The 16,574-nt window shown below is 72.8% G+C and carries 12 protein-coding genes; 8 read left to right on the plus strand and 4 right to left on the minus strand.

Going from position 1 to position 16,574, the window contains the following annotated elements:
- Positions 1-37: 37 nt before the first annotated feature.
- Positions 38-1,498, minus strand: a complete 1,461-nt coding sequence (locus tag Q5530_RS33120) for a SulP family inorganic anion transporter (RefSeq protein ID WP_415366828.1) — start codon at positions 1,496-1,498, stop codon at positions 38-40.
- Positions 1,499-1,870: 372 nt separating this feature from the next.
- On the opposite strand from Q5530_RS33120, the gene Q5530_RS33125 reads away from it, so the two are divergent.
- Positions 1,871-2,233, plus strand: a complete 363-nt coding sequence (locus tag Q5530_RS33125) for a DUF2203 domain-containing protein (protein ID WP_415366742.1) — start codon at positions 1,871-1,873, stop codon at positions 2,231-2,233.
- A gap of 7 nt (positions 2,234-2,240) precedes the next feature.
- Here the strand turns inward: Q5530_RS33125 and Q5530_RS33130 are convergent, their stop codons facing one another.
- Both Q5530_RS33130 and Q5530_RS33135 read right to left on the minus strand, forming a co-directional pair.
- A complete protein-coding gene (locus Q5530_RS33130) occupies positions 2,241-2,570 on the minus strand; it encodes a hypothetical protein (protein WP_415366743.1) in 330 nt (109 codons plus the stop codon).
- A gap of 118 nt (positions 2,571-2,688) precedes the next feature.
- The gene (locus tag Q5530_RS33135; protein ID WP_415366744.1) at positions 2,689-3,735 is read right to left on the minus strand and encodes a LacI family DNA-binding transcriptional regulator; all 1,047 of its coding nucleotides are present in this window, start codon (positions 3,733-3,735) and stop codon (positions 2,689-2,691) included.
- A 229-nt stretch (positions 3,736-3,964) separates the two neighbouring features.
- Between Q5530_RS33135 and Q5530_RS33140 the strand changes: the two genes are divergently transcribed.
- From Q5530_RS33140 to Q5530_RS33170, 7 genes are all read left to right on the plus strand, one after another.
- A complete protein-coding gene (locus Q5530_RS33140) occupies positions 3,965-6,301 on the plus strand; it encodes a beta-glucosidase family protein (RefSeq protein ID WP_415366745.1) in 2,337 nt (778 codons plus the stop codon).
- Positions 6,298-7,281, plus strand: a complete 984-nt coding sequence (locus tag Q5530_RS33145; protein WP_415366746.1) for an ABC transporter permease — start codon at positions 6,298-6,300, stop codon at positions 7,279-7,281. The genes Q5530_RS33140 and Q5530_RS33145 overlap by 4 nt, the downstream gene beginning before the upstream one ends.
- On the plus strand, positions 7,278-8,213 hold the full coding sequence (locus Q5530_RS33150) for a carbohydrate ABC transporter permease (RefSeq protein WP_415366747.1): 936 nt from the start codon (positions 7,278-7,280) through the stop codon (positions 8,211-8,213). Before Q5530_RS33145 ends, Q5530_RS33150 begins: the two co-directional genes overlap by 4 nt.
- A 55-nt stretch (positions 8,214-8,268) precedes the next feature.
- Complete coding sequence (locus Q5530_RS33155) at positions 8,269-9,894, plus strand: extracellular solute-binding protein (protein ID WP_415366748.1); 1,626 nt, start codon at positions 8,269-8,271, stop codon at positions 9,892-9,894.
- A gap of 99 nt (positions 9,895-9,993) precedes the next feature.
- Positions 9,994-11,607 (plus strand): GH39 family glycosyl hydrolase, encoded by a 1,614-nt coding sequence (locus Q5530_RS33160; protein ID WP_415366749.1) that lies wholly within the window; start codon positions 9,994-9,996, stop codon positions 11,605-11,607.
- Positions 11,604-12,293, plus strand: coding sequence for a glycosyl transferase (locus Q5530_RS33165; protein WP_415366751.1), 690 nt, complete (start codon positions 11,604-11,606; stop codon positions 12,291-12,293). The genes Q5530_RS33160 and Q5530_RS33165 overlap by 4 nt, the downstream gene beginning before the upstream one ends.
- Entirely contained in the window at positions 12,290-14,299 is a 2,010-nt protein-coding gene (locus Q5530_RS33170) for a beta-galactosidase (protein ID WP_415366752.1), read from the plus strand. The genes Q5530_RS33165 and Q5530_RS33170 overlap by 4 nt, the downstream gene beginning before the upstream one ends.
- A gap of 177 nt (positions 14,300-14,476) precedes the next feature.
- Here Q5530_RS33170 and Q5530_RS33175 read toward each other — a convergent pair whose 3' ends face one another.
- On the minus strand, positions 14,477-16,438 hold the full coding sequence (locus Q5530_RS33175; protein ID WP_415366754.1) for an alpha-glucuronidase: 1,962 nt from the start codon (positions 16,436-16,438) through the stop codon (positions 14,477-14,479).
- Positions 16,439-16,574: the final 136 nt, after the last annotated feature.

The raw sequence follows: 16,574 nt of genomic DNA on the forward strand, positions 1-16,574 counted from the left end.
CATCGTGGGTTGTCCTCCGGGCTACTGAGATGAGTGATCATCCAGTAACCCGACTCCGTGCAACCAGGGGAGGATCATTCAGGCCGGTGATCTCCACGGTCTTGCCCCGCCGCCGGTACCGCTCCTCGATCGCGTCCAGCGCGGCGACCGACGAGGCGTCCCAGACGTGGGCCGCGGACAGGTCGATCACCACCCAGTCCGGGTCGCCCGCGTAGTCGAACCGCGTGACCAGGTCGTTGGAGGAGGCGAAGAACAGCTCGCCGGTCACCGAGTAGACCACGGCGCCGCCGTCGGGGTCGGCGACCGCCGTGACGTCGGCCAGGCGCGCCACCCGCCGGGCGAAGACGACCGCCGCGGTGAGCACCCCGAGCACCACGCCGATCGCGAGGTTGTGGGTGGCCACCACGCAGGCGACGGTCACGACCATGACGGTGATCTCGCCGGCCGGCATCCGCCTGAGCGTCCGGGGCGCGACGGAGTGCCAGTCGAAGGTCGTCACCGACACCACGACCATCACGGCGACCAGGGCGGCCATCGGGATGTCGGACACGATCGGGCCGAACACGACGCACAGCACCATCAGGAACACGCCGGACAGGAACGTCGACAGCCTGGTCCGCGCGCCCGACACCTTCACGTTGATCATGGTCTGGCCGATCATGGCGCAACCGCCCATGCCGCCGAAGAAGCCGGTGACCACGTTGGCCACCCCTTGGCCGATCGACTCGCGCGTCTTGTTCGACGGGGTGTCGGTGATCTCGTCGACCAGCTTGGCGGTCATCAGCGACTCGATCAGCCCGACCAGCGCCACGGCCAGGGCGTAGGGCGCGATGGTGGCGAACGTGGCCGCGGTGAGCGGCACGTCCGGCAGTCCGGGCACGGGCAGCGACGAGGGCAGCTCGCCCCGGTCGCCCACGGTCGGCACGGCGATGCCCGCGCCGACCGTGATGGCGGTCAGCGCGACGATCGACACCAGCGGCGCCGGGACGACGGTGGTCAGCCTCGGGAACAGGACCATCAGCGCCAGGCCGCCCAGCAGCAGCGGGTAGACCGCCCACGGCACGCCGCGCACCTCGGGCACCTGCGCCAGGAAGATCAGGATCGCCAGCGAGTTGACGAAGCCGACCATGACCGAGCGCGGGATGAACCGCATCAGCCCCGCCACGCCCAGCGCCCCGAGCGCGACCTGGAACACGCCGGCCAGCACGACGGTCGCGAGCAGGTGGTCCATGCCGTGGTCGCGGTAGACCGGGGCGATGACCAGGGCGACCGCGCCGGTGGCGGCGGAGATCATCGCCGGGCGGCCGCCGACGACCGAGATCACCACGGCCATGGTGAACGAGGCGAACAGCCCCACCGCCGGGTCGACGCCCACGATGACCGAGAACGAGATGGACTCGGGGATCAGCGCGAGGGCGACCACCAGGCCGGCCGGCACCTCGGTGCGCAGGGTCTTCGGGGACAGGCGGACGCCGCGCGGCAGCGCGACGGGGAACACACGGGGCAAGGGAGGACCTGTCGTGCTCGGGGCGCGCCGGGGTGGTCGGGGTCGCGCCGGGGTGCGTGCGGCCTCGCGGCCTGCTGGACGAGGGGGTCTTCAGCGCCGGGTCGTCACGGCGGCGTGGGGGCCGAGGTGGTGTGCACGGTGCTCCCGGGTGCTCCCCGGCCAGGAGCGACGCCGACCCCGACTTCGGTGCGCCGGCGCGGGTGCCGGCCGGGAACAGCCTACCCGCGGACGGCGGCGGGGCCGGTGTGGATCGGCCCACGGGGCTCCGGGCACGCGTCGCGCGGAGCGGTTCCGGGTACCCGGTGTGGTGATCACCGGTGGTGGGAGGAGCCCGGGTCGGACGCCCGCCGGTAGGCTGATCGGGTGGGTTTGTTCAGCGTGCCCGAGGCGCGGGAGGAGCTGGCGAGGCTCCGGCCGGTGCTGGCGGAGATCGTCGGGGTGCGCGCCGACGCGGCGGAGTTGGCCGCGTCGCTGCGGGAGGGCGGTCGCCGGACGGACCTGGGCGGGTTGCCGGAGTTCAAGGCCGCCCAGGCCCGGTTGGACGACCTGCTGGCCGGCGTGCAGGCGACCGGCGCCGAGCTGAAGGGCTTCGCCCCGCTGCTGGTGGACTTCCCGGCCGACCTGGACGGCGTGCCCGTGCTGCTGTGCTGGCTGGAGGGCGACGAGGGCCTGGACTGGTACCACCGGGCCGACCTGGGCTTCGCGGGGCGCCGCCGGCTGCCGTGACCGGGGCTCACCCCTCCGGGCCTGACTCCCCCGGTCCTGATTCCCCTGGCCCGGATTCCCCTGGCCCCGATTCCCAGCGTTCCCGGCGCTCCTCGGCGTCCTGCTCCCACCACGGCGTGCCGCGCTCCCCCAGCGCCACCTTCGCCGCGTGCACGCGCCCCCGCGCCCGCGCCTCGGCCTCCGCGTCACCCGCCCGCAGCGCCGCGCCGACGTCGCGGCGGGCCGCCATCAGGGCCCGCCGCAACCGCGCCGCCACGTCCTCCGGGACCTCCGGGTCGGTGGCGCGCCACCGCCTGCCGTTGATCACCACGTAACGACCGTCCGGGGTGCGCTCCACCCCACCAGCATCGCCCGACCGGCCCCGGCCCGCAGCCGGGGCGGGCGACATCAGCTCCTGGCACCGGCTCCCCGGCACCGGCTCCCCGACGCCGACCTCCCGACATCAACCCCCGGTCTCAGCTCCTCGGCGGAGCGGTGCTCTGCCGCACCACCAGCTCGGTCGCCAGGTCGATCCGCTCGTTCGGCGGCCGCTCCCCGCGCGCCAGGGTGAAGACCATCTGCGCGGCGGTGGTGGCCATCTCCCGCAGCGGCTGGCGGACGGTGGTCAGCGGCGGACCGATCCACTCGGTGACCTGGACGTCGTCGTAGCCGACGATGGACAGGTCCTCCGGGATGGACAGCCCCAGCTCGCGCGCCGCCCGCATCACGCCCAGCGCCTGGAAGTCGGACCCGGCGAAGATCGCCGTGGGCCGGTCGGGGCGGTCGAGCAGGGACAGGCCGTGGGAGTAGCCGCCGTTGACGTAGAAGTCGCCGTAGCGCACGAAATCCGGCTCCACGGCGACGCCCTCGGACTCCAGCGCGCTGCGGAACCCGTCGATGCGGGCACGGCTGCACAGCATGGTGGTGGGCCCGGAGATCACCGCGATGCGCTGGTGGCCGAGGGAGAGCAGGTGGCGGGTCGCGGCCAGGCCGCCCGCCCAGTTCGCCGAACCCACGGTGGGCACGCCCGGCGGCTGCTCGCCGGCGGTGTCGACCACGACGAACGGGATGTTGCGGGTGGCCAGCTGGTGGCGCTGCCCGTCGTCGAGCTCGGCCAGCACCAGGATGACGCCGAGCGGGCGGCGGGTGAGCAGGTCGTCGAACCACTCCTGGCGCGGCCGGTGCGCGCCGCCCAGCTCGGACAGCACGACGGCCGCGCGCTCGACCGCGGCGGCCAGCTCCACCCCGCGGATGATCTCGGTGGACCAGGCCGAGTGCATCTCGTGGAACACCAGGTCGATCAGCGCGGGCCGGGACGACTGACGGGCTCGCCGCCGCTGGTAGCTGTGCCGCTCGATGACGCTCTCGACGCGGGCCCGGGTGTCGGCGGCGACGTCCGGCCGCCCGTTGAGCACCTTGGACACCGTCGGGATGGACACGCCGGCCTCGGCGGCGATGGAGGAGATCGACGGCGTCCGGCCGTCGGTGGCCCCGGCGGTGCCGGGCTCGATGGACGCGCTCATGCAGGCCCCTGTTCGCGACGTAACCCGAGCAGCAGCGGCGCCGGGGCTAAAGTTTCGATCTCGAAGCGTAAGGGTTGTCACCAAGGTTGAACAGCGGCTGTTCACAAATACGAACTTGTTGACGCCCCAACGACTAGCCCCTACGTTCTCCACACCGGGCCGTAATGTCGGCATTCGAGCCGATACTTTCGGCCTTCACGAAGACGTGAACCGCGGAGGAACCTGGTCGATGGGGAACAGGACGACGGACACCGCACCGCCCGACGCGCCGGCCTGGCGCGACGCGCGCCTGCCGGCGGCCGAACGGGTCGAGTCGCTCGTCGCCGCCATGACCCTCCGCGAGAAGCTGGCCCAGCTGGTCGGCCTGTGGGTGGGCGCCGACCCGGCCGGCGGCGAGGTCGCGCCGCACCAGTGGGACCTGACCGACGCTCCCCCCGCCTGGTCGGACGTCATCGCGCACGGCCTGGGCCAGCTCACCCGGCCGTTCGGCACCCGACCGGTCGACCCGTCCGCCGGGGCGCGCTCGCTCGCGCTGTCCCAGGAGCAGGTCGTGGCCGCGAACCGGTTCGGGATCCCGGCGCTGGTGCACGAGGAGTGCCTGACCGGGTTCGCCGCCTGGCGGGCCACCGCGCACCCCGCGCCGCTGTCCTGGGGCGCGAGCTTCGACCCCGCCCTGGTGGCCGAGATGTCCCGGCTGATCGGCACGTCGATGCGGGCCGCGGGCGTGCACCAGGGGCTGGCGCCGGTCCTGGACGTCACCCGCGACTACCGGTGGGGCCGCACCGAGGAGACCATCGGCGAGGACCCCTACCTGGTCGGCACCGTCGGCACGGCCTACGTCCGCGGGCTGGAGGAGTCGGGCGTCGTCGCCACGCTCAAGCACTTCGCGGGCTACTCGGCCTCCCGCGCCGGGCGCAACCTGGCCCCGGTCGCGATCGGCCCGCGCGAGTTCGCGGACGTGGTGCTGCCGCCGTTCGAGATGGCCGTGCGCGACGGCGGCGTCCGGTCGGTCATGCACTCCTACAGCGAGGTCGACGGCGTGCCGTCGGCGGCCGACCGCGGCCTGCTCACCGGGCTGCTGCGCGACACCTGGGGCTTCACCGGCACCCTCGTGGCCGACTACTTCGCGGTCAAGTTCCTGGAGTCGCTGCACGGCGTCGCCGCCGACGAGGAGGCGGCCGCCGCGCTGGCGCTCGCCGCGGGCGTGGACGTGGAGCTGCCGACCGTGCGCTGCTACGGCGAACCGCTGCGGCGCGCGGTGGAGCGCGGTGACGTGCCGGAGGAGCTGGTGGACCGCGCGCTGCGCCGCGTGCTGGCGCAGAAGGTGGAGCTGGGCCTGCTCGACCCCGACTGGTCCCCGCTGCCCCCGGACGTCGACGACCTGCGGCTGGACACCCCGGAGGCCCGGGACGTGGCGCTGCGGCTCGCGCGGGAGTCCGCGGTGCTGCTCAAGAACGACGGCGTGCTGCCGCTCCGGCCCGGCCTCCGGATCGCCCTGGTGGGCCCGCCGGCCGACGACCCCATGGCGATGCTGGGCTGCTACTCCTTCCCCGCGCACATCGGCGTGCACCACCCGGACGTGCCGCTGGGCCTGGACATCCCGACCGTGCTCGACGCCCTGCGCGAGGCGCACGGCGAGGTGACCCACGTGCGCGGCTGCGAAATCCGGGACGGCGGGGTCGACCCGGCGGCCGTGGAGGCCGCGGCCGCGGCGGACGTGTGCGTGGTGGCCGTCGGCGACCTGGCGGGGCTGTTCGGCCGCGGCACCTCCGGCGAGGGCTGCGACGCCACCGACCTGGTGCTGCCCGGTCCGCAGGGCGACCTGGTGCGCGCCGTGCTCGCCACCGGCACGCCCGTGGTGCTGCTGCTGATCACCGGGCGCCCGTACGCCGTCGGCGACCTGGCCGCCGGCGCGGCCGCCGCGGTGCAGTGCTTCTTCCCCGGCCAGCTCGGCGGTCGCGCGATCGCCGACGTGCTGACCGGCGCGGTGTCCCCCTCCGGGCGGCTGCCGGTGAGCATCCCGGCCGACCCCTCCGGCCAGCCGGGCACCTACCTGTCGGCCAGGCTCGGCCTGCGCAGCGAGGTCTCCAACGTCGACCCGACGCCGGCGTTCCCGTTCGGCCACGGCCTGGGCTACGGGGAGTTCACCTGGTCCGCGCCGCGCGTCGACCGCGCCGACTGGCCCACCGACGGCGCGGTGGAGCTGGAGCTGGACGTGCGCAACCCCGGCGCCCGCGCCGGCGCGGACGTGGTGCAGCTGTACCTGCACGACCCGGTCGCCCAGGTCACGCGCCCGGTGGTGCGGCTGGTCGGCTACGCGCGGGTGCCGCTGGCCCCCGGCGCGACGGCGCGGGTGCGCTTCCGCGTGCCCGCCGACGTCACCTCGTTCACCGGTCTCGACGGGCGGCGCGTGGTCGAGCCCGGCGAGGTCCGGCTGCGCGTGTCGCGGTCGAGCGCCGACGTCCACCACGAGGTCGCCCTCGACCTCGTGGGCCCGCCCCGGGCGGTCGACCACACCCGGGACTGGCTGACCACCGCGACCGTGAAGGAGGTGGCGGGCTCGTGACCACCCAGGTCCGCGAACCGGTGTCCGCGGCGGGCGAACCGGTCCGCAAGCCCCCTCGGGTCCGCGAGGGGCGCCGGCGGGAGAGCTGGCGGCGGGCGATCCGCCGCGACTGGCAGCTCTACACGCTCGTCCTCGTGCCGCTGCTGTTCTTCCTGGTGTTCCGGTACCTGCCGATGCTGGGCAACGTCATCGCGTTCCGCCGGTTCGTGCCGGGCGGCGACATCTACGGCGAGTCGTGGGTGGGCCTGCGCTACGTCAAGATGTTCCTCGACGACCCGACGTTCTGGCAGGTCTTCGGCAACACGATGGTCCTCGGGGCGCTGACGCTGCTGCTGTGCTTCCCGCTGCCGATCGTGCTGGCGCTGCTGCTCAACGAGGTCCGCACGCGCTACTTCAAGCGGTTCGTGCAGACGGTGTCCTACCTGCCGCACTTCCTGTCGATCGTGATCGTGGCGGGCATGGTGCTCCAGCTGGTCTCCGTCGAGGGCACGGTCAACCAGGTGGTCAAGGCGTTCGGCGGCGACCCGATCACGTTCGCCCAGGACGCCGACTGGTTCCGCACCATCTACGTCTCCTCCGAGGTGTGGCAGACCGTCGGCTGGGGCACGATCCTCTACCTGGCCGCGTTCACCACGATCGACGGCCAGCTCTACGAGGCGGCGCGGATCGACGGCGCGGGGCGCTGGAAGCAGACCTGGCACATCACGCTGCCCGGCATCCGCCCCACCATGATCACCCTGATGATCCTCAACATCGGCACCTTCATGGCGGTGGGCTTCGAGAAGATCCTGCTGCTCTACAACCCGCTGACCTACCCGACCGCGGACGTCATCTCGACGTACCTGTACCGGGTCGGCCTGGTGTCGAACAACTTCAGCTACGCCGCCGCCATCGGCCTGTTCGAGGCGGTCATCGGCCTGACGCTGATCCTGTCCGCGAACGCGATCTCGCGCCGAGCAGTGGGGACGAGCCTGTGGTGACCACCGACCCGACGCGGCTCGCCGAGCGGATGGAGAAGCCGGCCGCGCCGCGCCGCACCTCGCTCGACGACACCCCGGGCTACCGCGTCTTCCGCCGCGTCAACACCGCGGTGCTGCTGGTCGTGGTCGTGGTGACGCTGTACCCGTTCGTCAACATCGTGGCGCAGTCGTTCAGCGACGAGCGGTACATCCTGGCGGGCCAGGTCAACTTCTGGCCGCGCGGCTTCAACATCGACACCTACGAGGTCGTCGTCTCCGACCCGGCGTTCTGGAACAGCTACCTCAACACCGTGGTCTACACGGTGACCGCCACGGCGATCTCGCTGGTGCTGACCACCACGTACGCGTACGTGCTGTCCAAGCACCACCTCAAGGGCCGCGGCCTGCTGATCGGCATCGCCGTGTTCACCATGTTCTTCAACGGCGGCCTCATCCCCAACTACGTCCTGATCTCCGAGCTGGGCATGAAGAACACGATCTGGGCGATCGTGCTGCCCAACGCGATCAGCGTGTTCAACCTGCTGGTGATGAAGGCGTTCTTCGAGAGCCTGCCCAAGGAGCTGGAGGAGGCCGCCGCGATCGACGGCCTGAACACCTACGGCATCCTGCTCAAGATCGTGCTGCCGCTGTCCAAGGCGGTGATCGCGACGATGGTGCTGTTCTACGCGGTCGCCAACTGGAACTCGTGGTTCACCGCGTTCCTGTACTTCGACCGGGCCGACCTGTTCCCGGTGACCGTCTACCTGCGCAACATGATCTCCGGCGCCTCCACGGCCACCTCCGTGGGCGGCGCGTCGGGCGACCTGACGCAGGTCAACTCCAACATCAAGGCCGTGACGATGGTGCTCACCGTGCTGCCCATCATCACCGTCTACCCGTTCATCCAGAAGTACTTCGTGTCGGGCGTGATGCTCGGCGCGGTCAAGCAGTGACCCCGTCCCCCGCACCGCACCTCGCACGTCCGGTCCCCCCGAGGAGAGCAGCACGATGAGAACCACGTGGAAGCGCGCGCTTCTGGCACTGGCCGCAGGCAGCCTGGTGCTGGGCACGGCGGCGTGCAGCGACGACCCCGCCACCGAGGGCGCGGTCGACCTGGACGGCAAGAAGGTCGCCGCCATGGCCGACCTCAAGGCCGGGCAGCAGTTCAAGGCGGGCGAGGCGGTCGAGTTCGGCATCCTCTACAGCGACCACCCGAACTACGCCGTCAAGGACGACTGGCTGTTCTGGAAGGAGCTGGCGGCGCGGACGAACGTCACGCTCAAGCCCACGGTCGTGCCGATGAGCGACTACGAGCAGAAGCGCAGCCTCGTGGTCGGCGCGGGCGACGCGCCCGCGATCATCGCCAAGACCTACCCGGGCCAGGAGCAGGCGTACGTGGCCTCCGGCGCGATCCTGCCGGTGAGCGACTACCTCGACCTGATGCCGAACTTCAAGGACAAGATCGAGAAGTGGAAGCTCCAGCCGGAGCTGAACACGCTCAAGCAGGAGGACGGCAAGTTCTACGTGCTGCCCGGCGTGCACGAGAACCTGTGGCCGGACTACACCCTGGCCTTCCGCACCGACGAGCTCCAGCGGCTGAACCTCCAGGCGCCGAAGACCTGGGACGAGGTCCACACCGTCCTCAAGGCGATCAAGGCCGCGCACCCGGACGCCTACCCGCTGTCGGACCGGTTCGAGGGCAAGAGCATCCTCAACTACGCCGCGGGCTCGTTCGGCACCAGTGGCGGCTGGGGCTACTCCAACGCGCAGTGGAGCGCCTCGGACGACAAGTTCGTCTTCACCGGTTCCTCGCCCGAGCAGAAGCAGCTGATCGAGTTCTTCCACGGGCTCGTGGACGAGGGTCTGATGGACCCCGAGAGCTTCACCCAGAAGGATGAGCCGGCCATCCAGAAGCTGGCCAACGGCAAGTCCTTCGCGATCAGCTCCAACGCGCAGAACCTGGTCAACGACTACCGCCCGGCGCTGAAGAACATCCCGGGCGCGACCATCGCCAAGGTCACCGTGCCCGGCGGCCCGAAGGGCGACGTCATCTCCGGCACCCGCCTGGAGAACGGCCTGATGATCTCCGCGAAGGCGCTGGAGAGCGACAGGTTCGTGGCGATGATGCAGTTCATCGACTGGCTCTGGTACTCCGACGAGGGCCAGGAGTTCGCCAAGTGGGGCGTCCAGGGCACGACCTACGAGAAGGACGGCTCCGGCAAGCGCACGCTCAAGCAGGACGTGGCCTTCGGCGGCCTGAACGTCGGCGCGCCGCAGCACCTCCAGAAGAACTTCGGCTTCCAGGGCGGCGTGTTCGCCTACGGCGGCAAGACCGAGCTGCTCCAGTCGATGTTCACCCCGGAGGAGATCACCTTCCAGGAGGCCATGAAGGCCAAGAAGGTCAACCCGCTGCCCCCGCCCTTCCCGTTCACCGCGGACGAGCGCGAGCAGGCCACCCTGTGGGAGACCCCGCTCAAGGACGCCGCCACCCAGGGCACGCTCCAGTTCATCCTCGGCGACCGCGACATCTCCGAGTGGGACGCCTACGTCAAGGAGCTGGAGGCCAAGGGCATGACCCAGTACATGGAGCTGGTCAACAGCGCCCACGAGCGGTTCAAGCAGAAGAACGGCTGAACCCCAGCAGAGAACAGCGCGGTGGAGAACAGCGATGAGGACCCGGGTCCGGCCGCGGTTGGGGCGGCCGGACCCGGCCCGCGTGCGGAGGTTGTCGAGTTGAGCCACGTCGTCGTGCCCGCCGAGCCGCTCGGCCGCCTGTCGGAGTCCTGGCGCCACTGCGTCGGCACCGGCCGGCTGAACCTCGCGCTGCGGGCGGACCACCAGGAGTCGCTGGCGCTGGTGCAGCGGGACATCGGGTTCCGGTACGTCCGGGGCCACGGCCTGCTGTCCGACGACATGGGCGTGCACCGGGTGTCGCGGGGCGAGACCCGGTACTCGTTCACCTACCTGGACCAGGTGTTCGACCGGTTCCTGGAGCTGGGCATCCGCCCCTTCGTGGAGCTGGGGTTCATGCCCACCGCGCTCGCCTCCGGCGAGGACACCGTGTTCTGGTGGAAGGGCAACATCACGCCGCCGCGCGACCAGGCCGAGTGGGCCGCGCTGGTGCGGGCGGTGGTGGCGCACCTGATCGACCGGTACGGCCTCGACGAGGTGCGCGCCTGGCCGATCGAGGTGTGGAACGAGCCGAACCTGACGCACTTCTGGAAGGACGCCGACCAGCGGGCGTACTTCCGGCTCTACGAGACCACCGCGCGGGCGATCAAGGACCTGGACGCGGGTCTCCAGGTCGGCGGGCCCGCGATCTCGCCCGGCTCGGACGAGTGGTGGGCGCCGTTCGCCGAGTTCGTCACCTCCCGGGACGTGCCGGTCGACTTCGTCTCGCGGCACGCCTACACCTCGGGCCCGGCCCAGCACGTCCCGTTCGGCACCTACCAGGAGCTGCTGCCGCCCCGGGCGCTGCTGGAGCAGTTCGAGGCGCCCCGCCGGCACCTCGCGGGCACGGCGCTGGCCGGGCTGCCGGTGCACATCACCGAGTTCAACACCTCCTACCGGCCGGACAACCCGATCCACGACACCGCCTACAACGCCGCCTACCTCGCGCCGGTGGTGGCGGGCGGCACGGAGCTGGTGGACTCGTACTCCTACTGGACGTTCTGCGACGTCTTCGAGGAGGAGAACGTGCCCACCTCGCTGTTCCACGGCGGGTTCGGCCTGCTGACCCACCGGCAGCTGCCCAAGCCGACCTACCACCTGTACGCGTTCATGGCCCGCATGGGCGCGCACGTGCTGGCGCGCGGCGAGGACCACCTGGTGTGCCGCGACGACGACGGCCGGGTGACCGCGCTGGCCTGGCAGCCGGTGGGCGGCAGCGAGGGCGGGGCGGCCCCCGGGCGGCACACCGTGCGGCTGTCGGTCCCGGTCCCCGGCGAGCGGGCGTTCAGCCGCCGCGAGCGGGTCAACGAGCACGACGGCAACGCGTTCGCCGCGTGGCGGGAGCTGGGTCGGCCGCGCTCGCCCGGCGCCCGGGAGCTGGCGGTGCTGCGGGACTGCGCGCGGCCGGCCGTGGAGCACCGGGCGCACGCGGTCGAGGGCGGGCGGGTGCTGCTCGACCTGGCGCTGAGCAGGCACGAGGTGACGTTCGTCGAGGTGCTGCCGGTGCGGCCGGAGGAGCACCCGGGCCTGGACGACCGGCGGCTGCTCGGCGGCTCGGACGACCGGTTGGTGGGGGACCTGCCCGGGTCGGGGTCGTCCGGGGTCGGCCTGCCCGGGTCGGGGCTGCCCGGACCGGCCCTGCCCGGGGTCGGCCCGTCCGGGTCGGGTTCGTCGTGAGCGGACCGCGGCAGGACCCGGCGAACGAGATCGGCGCCGGGGTCCTGTCGCGCGTCGCCTCGGTGGTGTACTGGTTCCTGGTGGTCGAGGTGCTGCTGGTGCTCACCACCGCGCCCGCGCTCGTGCTCGTCGTGTTCCTCGCCGGCGGTGGCGGCAACGCGCCGCTGATCGGCCTGTGCTTCCTGCCGGTGGGTCCCGCGCTGTCCGCGGCGGTGTTCGCCTGGCGGGTCTTCCTGACCGACCGCGACCTCTCCCCCGCCCGCCACTTCGGGCGCGGCTACCGGCTCAACTGGCTGGACGTGCTGCGCTGGTGGGCGCCCGCGGTGGCGGTGCTGACCGTGATCGGCTTCAGCCTCGCCAACCTGGGGCTCGCGGGCGTGCCCGGCGCGTACGGGGTGCTGCTGGTGGTGGTCGCGGTCGGCGTGCTGGTCTGGGCGTCCAACGCCCTGGTGCTGTCCTCCGCGCTGTCGCTGCGCGCGCGGGACACCGCGCGGCTGGCGTCCTACTACCTCGGGGCCCGCCCGGCGAGCGCGCTGGGCGCGCTGTCGCTGGTCGTGGCCGCCGGCGGGCTGGTCGCGCTGACCTCGGACTGGGTGCTGGTGCTGCTCGCCTCCCCGCTCACCCTGCTCCTGCTGCGCAACGCCGAACCGGTGCTGCGCGACGCTACTGAGAGGTTCACCGCGTGATCGGCTACGGCGGCGACTACAACCCCGAGCAGTGGCCCCGCGAGGTGTGGGACCGCGACTACGAGGCGTTCGGGCTCGCGGAGATCAACACCGTGACGCTGGGCGTGTTCGCCTGGGCGCACCTCCAGCCGGCCGAGGACACCCACGACTTCTCGACCCTGGACGCGATCGTCGACCGCGCGACCGCCGAGGGCAGGCGGATCGTGCTCGCCACGCCCAGCGGCGCGATGCCGCCGTGGCTCGCGCACGCCTACCCCGACGCCTGCCGGGTCGACTTCGAGGGCCGCCGGCACGTCTACGGGCAGCGGCACAACGCGTGCCCGTCGTCCCCGGACTTCCGCCGGCTGTCGGTGGCGCTGGCCGGGCGGCTCGCCGAGCGGTACGGGGACAACCCGGCGATCGTGGCCTGGCACGTGGGCAACGAGTACGGCGGCGCGTGCTACTGCCCGCTGTGCGCGGCGGCGTTCCGGCGGTGGCTGCGCGAGCGCCACGGCGACCTCGACGGGCTCAACCGGGCGTGGAACACCACGTTCTGGTCGCACACCTTCACCGACTGGGAGCAGGTCCAGCCGCCCACCGCGCTGTCGGAGCACTGGCGAGGGCCGAACCACACCGCGTTCCAGGGCATTACCCTGGACTACCGCCGGTTCCTGTCCGACGCGCTGCTCGGCGGGTTCGTCGCGGAGAAGGCGGCGATCCGCGAGCACGTCCCGGACACGCCCGTGACCACCAACCTCATGGGGCTCTACCAGCCCGTCGACTACCACCGGTGGGCGCCGCACCTGGACTTCGCCTCGTGGGACAACTACCCGCCGGAGGACCCGTCGGCGGCGCGCACGGCAGCCCGGATGGCGCTGGCGCACGGGTTGGTGCGGGGCCTGCGCGGCGGCCGGCCGTTCTGGGTCATGGAGCAGACCCCCTCGGTGACCGCCTCGCGCGACGTCAACGCGGTCAAGCGGCCCGGCGTGCTGCGGCTGTGGTCGTGGCAGTCCGTCGCGCACGGGGCCGACGCGGTGCTGTACTTCCAGCTGCGCCAGTCGCGCGGGGCGTGCGAGAAGTACCACGGCGCGGTCCTCGACCACGCCGGGCGCACCGGGACGCGGGTGTTCCGCGAGGTCGCGGCGCTGGGGCGGGAGTTCGCCCGGGTCGGCGCGGAGCTGACCGGCGCGCGCACGCCCGCGCGGGTGGCGCTGCTGGTCGACTGGGACAGCTGGTGGGCGGTCGAGATGTCCGACGGGCCCAACCGGAACGTGCGCTACCTGGACGTGCTGACGGCCTACCACCGGGCGCTGTGGCAGGCGAACGCGGCGCTGGACGTGGTGCCGGTGACCGCGGACCTGTCCGGGTACGACGTGGTGGTGGCGCCGCTGCTGCACGTGGTGAAGGGGGATTTCACGGAGCGCGTCACGGCGTTCGTGGAGCGGGGCGGGGCGTTCGTGACCACCGCCCTGTCCGGCCGGGTGGACGAGGACGACAACGCCTTCCTCGACGACGGCCCGTTCGCCTCCCTGCTGGGGCTGTGGGTCGAGGAGACCGACGCCCGGCAGCCCGACGTGGTGAACCCGGTGGCGCTGTTCGGGGCCGAGCATGCGGCGCGGCACGTGTTCGAGGTGGTCGTGGTCGAGGACGCCGAGGTGCTGGGCGCCTACGGGGCCGACTTCTACGCCGGGTCGCCGGCCGTGACCCGGGCGGCGCGCGGGCGGGGCAGCGCCTGGTACGCGGCCACCCTGCTGGACGACGCGGGCGTGGCCGCGCTGGTGCGGGCGGTGCTGGACGAGCACGGCCTGGCCGGGCCGCTGGCCGACGTGCCGGACGTGGAGGTGGCCGAGCGGGTGGGCGCGGACGGTGCCCGGTGGCTGTACGTGCTCAACCACGGGCCGCGGCGGGTCGTGCGGTGCCCGGTGGCGGGGGTGGACGTGCTGTCGGGGCGGGAGCTGGCGGTGGGTGGGGAGCTGGTGCTGGAGGCGGTGGACGTGCTGGTGGTGCGGGTCGCGGCCGACGCCTGACGGGTCCGGCGGTCGACGCCTCGCGCGGGTCCGGCGGAGGCCGGGCCCGCGCCCGTCCGGCAGGACCCGGTCCACACCGTCCGGCGGGACCCGATCCACACCGTCCGGCCCGCACCGCCCGCCCTTCCCGGCCGGCCCTCCCCGCCCGGTCCCCGCCAGGCCCCCTGCCCCGGCGCGTCAGTGGATCGTCCTCCCGTGCGCGTCCGGCACCCCCGACTTGCGGAAGAAGTAGGAGTTCACCTGGTCGCGCCACTCGGTGGCGCACCGCAGCTGCTCGGCCAGCAGCTCCGCCACCCGCCCGAACACCCCGTCCGGCACGCGACCCTCCAGCCCCGCCCACACCCGCGCCATGCGCACGACCTCCTCCACCCCCTCGAAGTGGGTGTCGTAGACGTGCTGGACCACGGTCTTGCCCGAGTGCAGCACGTGGCCGTACGGGACGTGGTGGAAGAACAGCAGCAGCTCGTCCGGGCAGGTCTCCGGCGACTCGTAGACGTCCCGCCACGGCACCGGGTACTGACCGGTGAACCCGGTGCCGGTGGCGCGGGTGCGGTCCACGCCCACGCCGTCGCGGTCGGCGAAGTGGTAGGTGCCCCAGGGCGAGTACTCGTAGCCGTCCACGCTCGGGCCGTAGTGGTGGCCCGGGGTGACCATGAAGCCGACGCCCAGCGGGGCCGTGTAGCGCTCGTAGGTGGGCCAGGAGTCGTCCATCAGCTCGCGCAGCGGTCCGCGCGCGGCCGGGTCCTCGAACGTCAGGCCGATCCACTCGTCCAGCACGGCCTCGGGCGCGAGCCGGTCGTCCCAGGCCAGGCGGCCGAAGCCGAACAGGTTGGCCTGCGCCAGCGGGTGCCCCGTCCAGAACCGGTCCAGCCCGACGTTGGACACGGCGACGACGCCGTCCACGAGGTCGCCTACGGTCCGGCCGTCGAGGGGGAAGCGCAGGATTTCGCTCCACTGCGGCACGAGGTGGCAGACGTGCTTCTGCTGCCCGGTGTACTCCTGGGTGACCTGGAACTCCACGGCCAGCCGGGTGCGCGGCAGCGCGGCGATCACCGGCGAGACCGGCTCGCGGGCCTGGAAGTCCATCGGGCCGTACTTCACCTGGAGCACCACGTTGGGGTCGAACGCGCCGTCGAGCGGGGCGAAGTGGTCGTGCGCGGCGCGGGCGCGGTCGGTGGCGCGGTCGCGCCAGTCCTGGCGGTGGTCGTAGACGAAGGCGCGCCAGAACACCGTGCCGCCGAACGGCGCGAGGGCGCGGGCCAGCAGGTTCGCGCCGTCGGCGTGGTCGCGGCCGTAGGCGAAGGGACCGGGCTGGCCCTCCGAGTCGGCCTTGACCACGTACCCGCCGAAGTCGGGGATCGCGGCGTAGACGGCGGCGGTGGCGCGCTCCCACCACTCGCGCACCGCCGGGTCCAGCGGGTCGGCCGTGGGCAGTCCGCCGAGGGTCACGGGCGACGAGAAGCCGACCGACAGGTGGACGCGCACGCCGTGCGGCCGGAACACGTCGGCCAGCCGCACCACGTCCGGCAGCAGGTCGGTGAGCAGGCGGGCCTCGGCGCGGTGCACGTTGACGTTGTTCAGGCCCACCCGGTTGACGCCGATCGAGCCGAGCAGGCGGGCGTACTCCGCGACCCGGCCCAGGTCCTCGCGCACGCGGCCGTCGGCGTAGAAGATCGAGTTCCCGGCGTAGCCGCGCTCGACCTGGCCCATGAGCGGGTGGACCTCCGCGTTGTCCCAGTGGTCGAGCATCCGGATCGGCTGCCGGGGCGCGTGGCGCTGCGGCGCGAAGTCGGCGGCGAACGCGGCCTCGCCCAGCCGCACCACGTGGTGGAAGCCGTAGAGCAGGCCCGCGCCGCCGCCCGCCCGGACCGAGGTGGTCCCCGCCCGCGCGACGGTGAACTCCTCGGAGCCGCCGAACTCCCCGGAGCCGTCGAACTCCCCGGAACCGCCGCCCACGAGGACCAGCTCCAGGTCCGCGGGACCGTCGTCGACCAGCGCGCCGCCGTGCGCGGCGACCGCGGCGGCGACCTCGTCGCGCACGGTGGTGACGAGGAGGCCGGTCCCGGTGACCCGGACGCGCCGGGAGCCGACGGGGCGGAACGCGGGGACGGGCAGCCAGGCCGGGTGGGGAGGTGTCACCTCTCCGAACCTAGTTGCCGCCCAAGCGGAAAGCAGCGGCCGGAGTCCACATGGGACGGCGAAATACTTTCGTCGCGAACGGGAACGCGCCGCCGGTCCCCGGGCGGGGTCGGCGCGGCGCGGGTCACGGTCGGGG

It is taken from the genome of Saccharothrix sp. BKS2 (assembly GCF_047689505.1).
GTDB lineage: Bacteria > Actinomycetota > Actinomycetes > Mycobacteriales > Pseudonocardiaceae > Actinosynnema > Actinosynnema lopnurensis.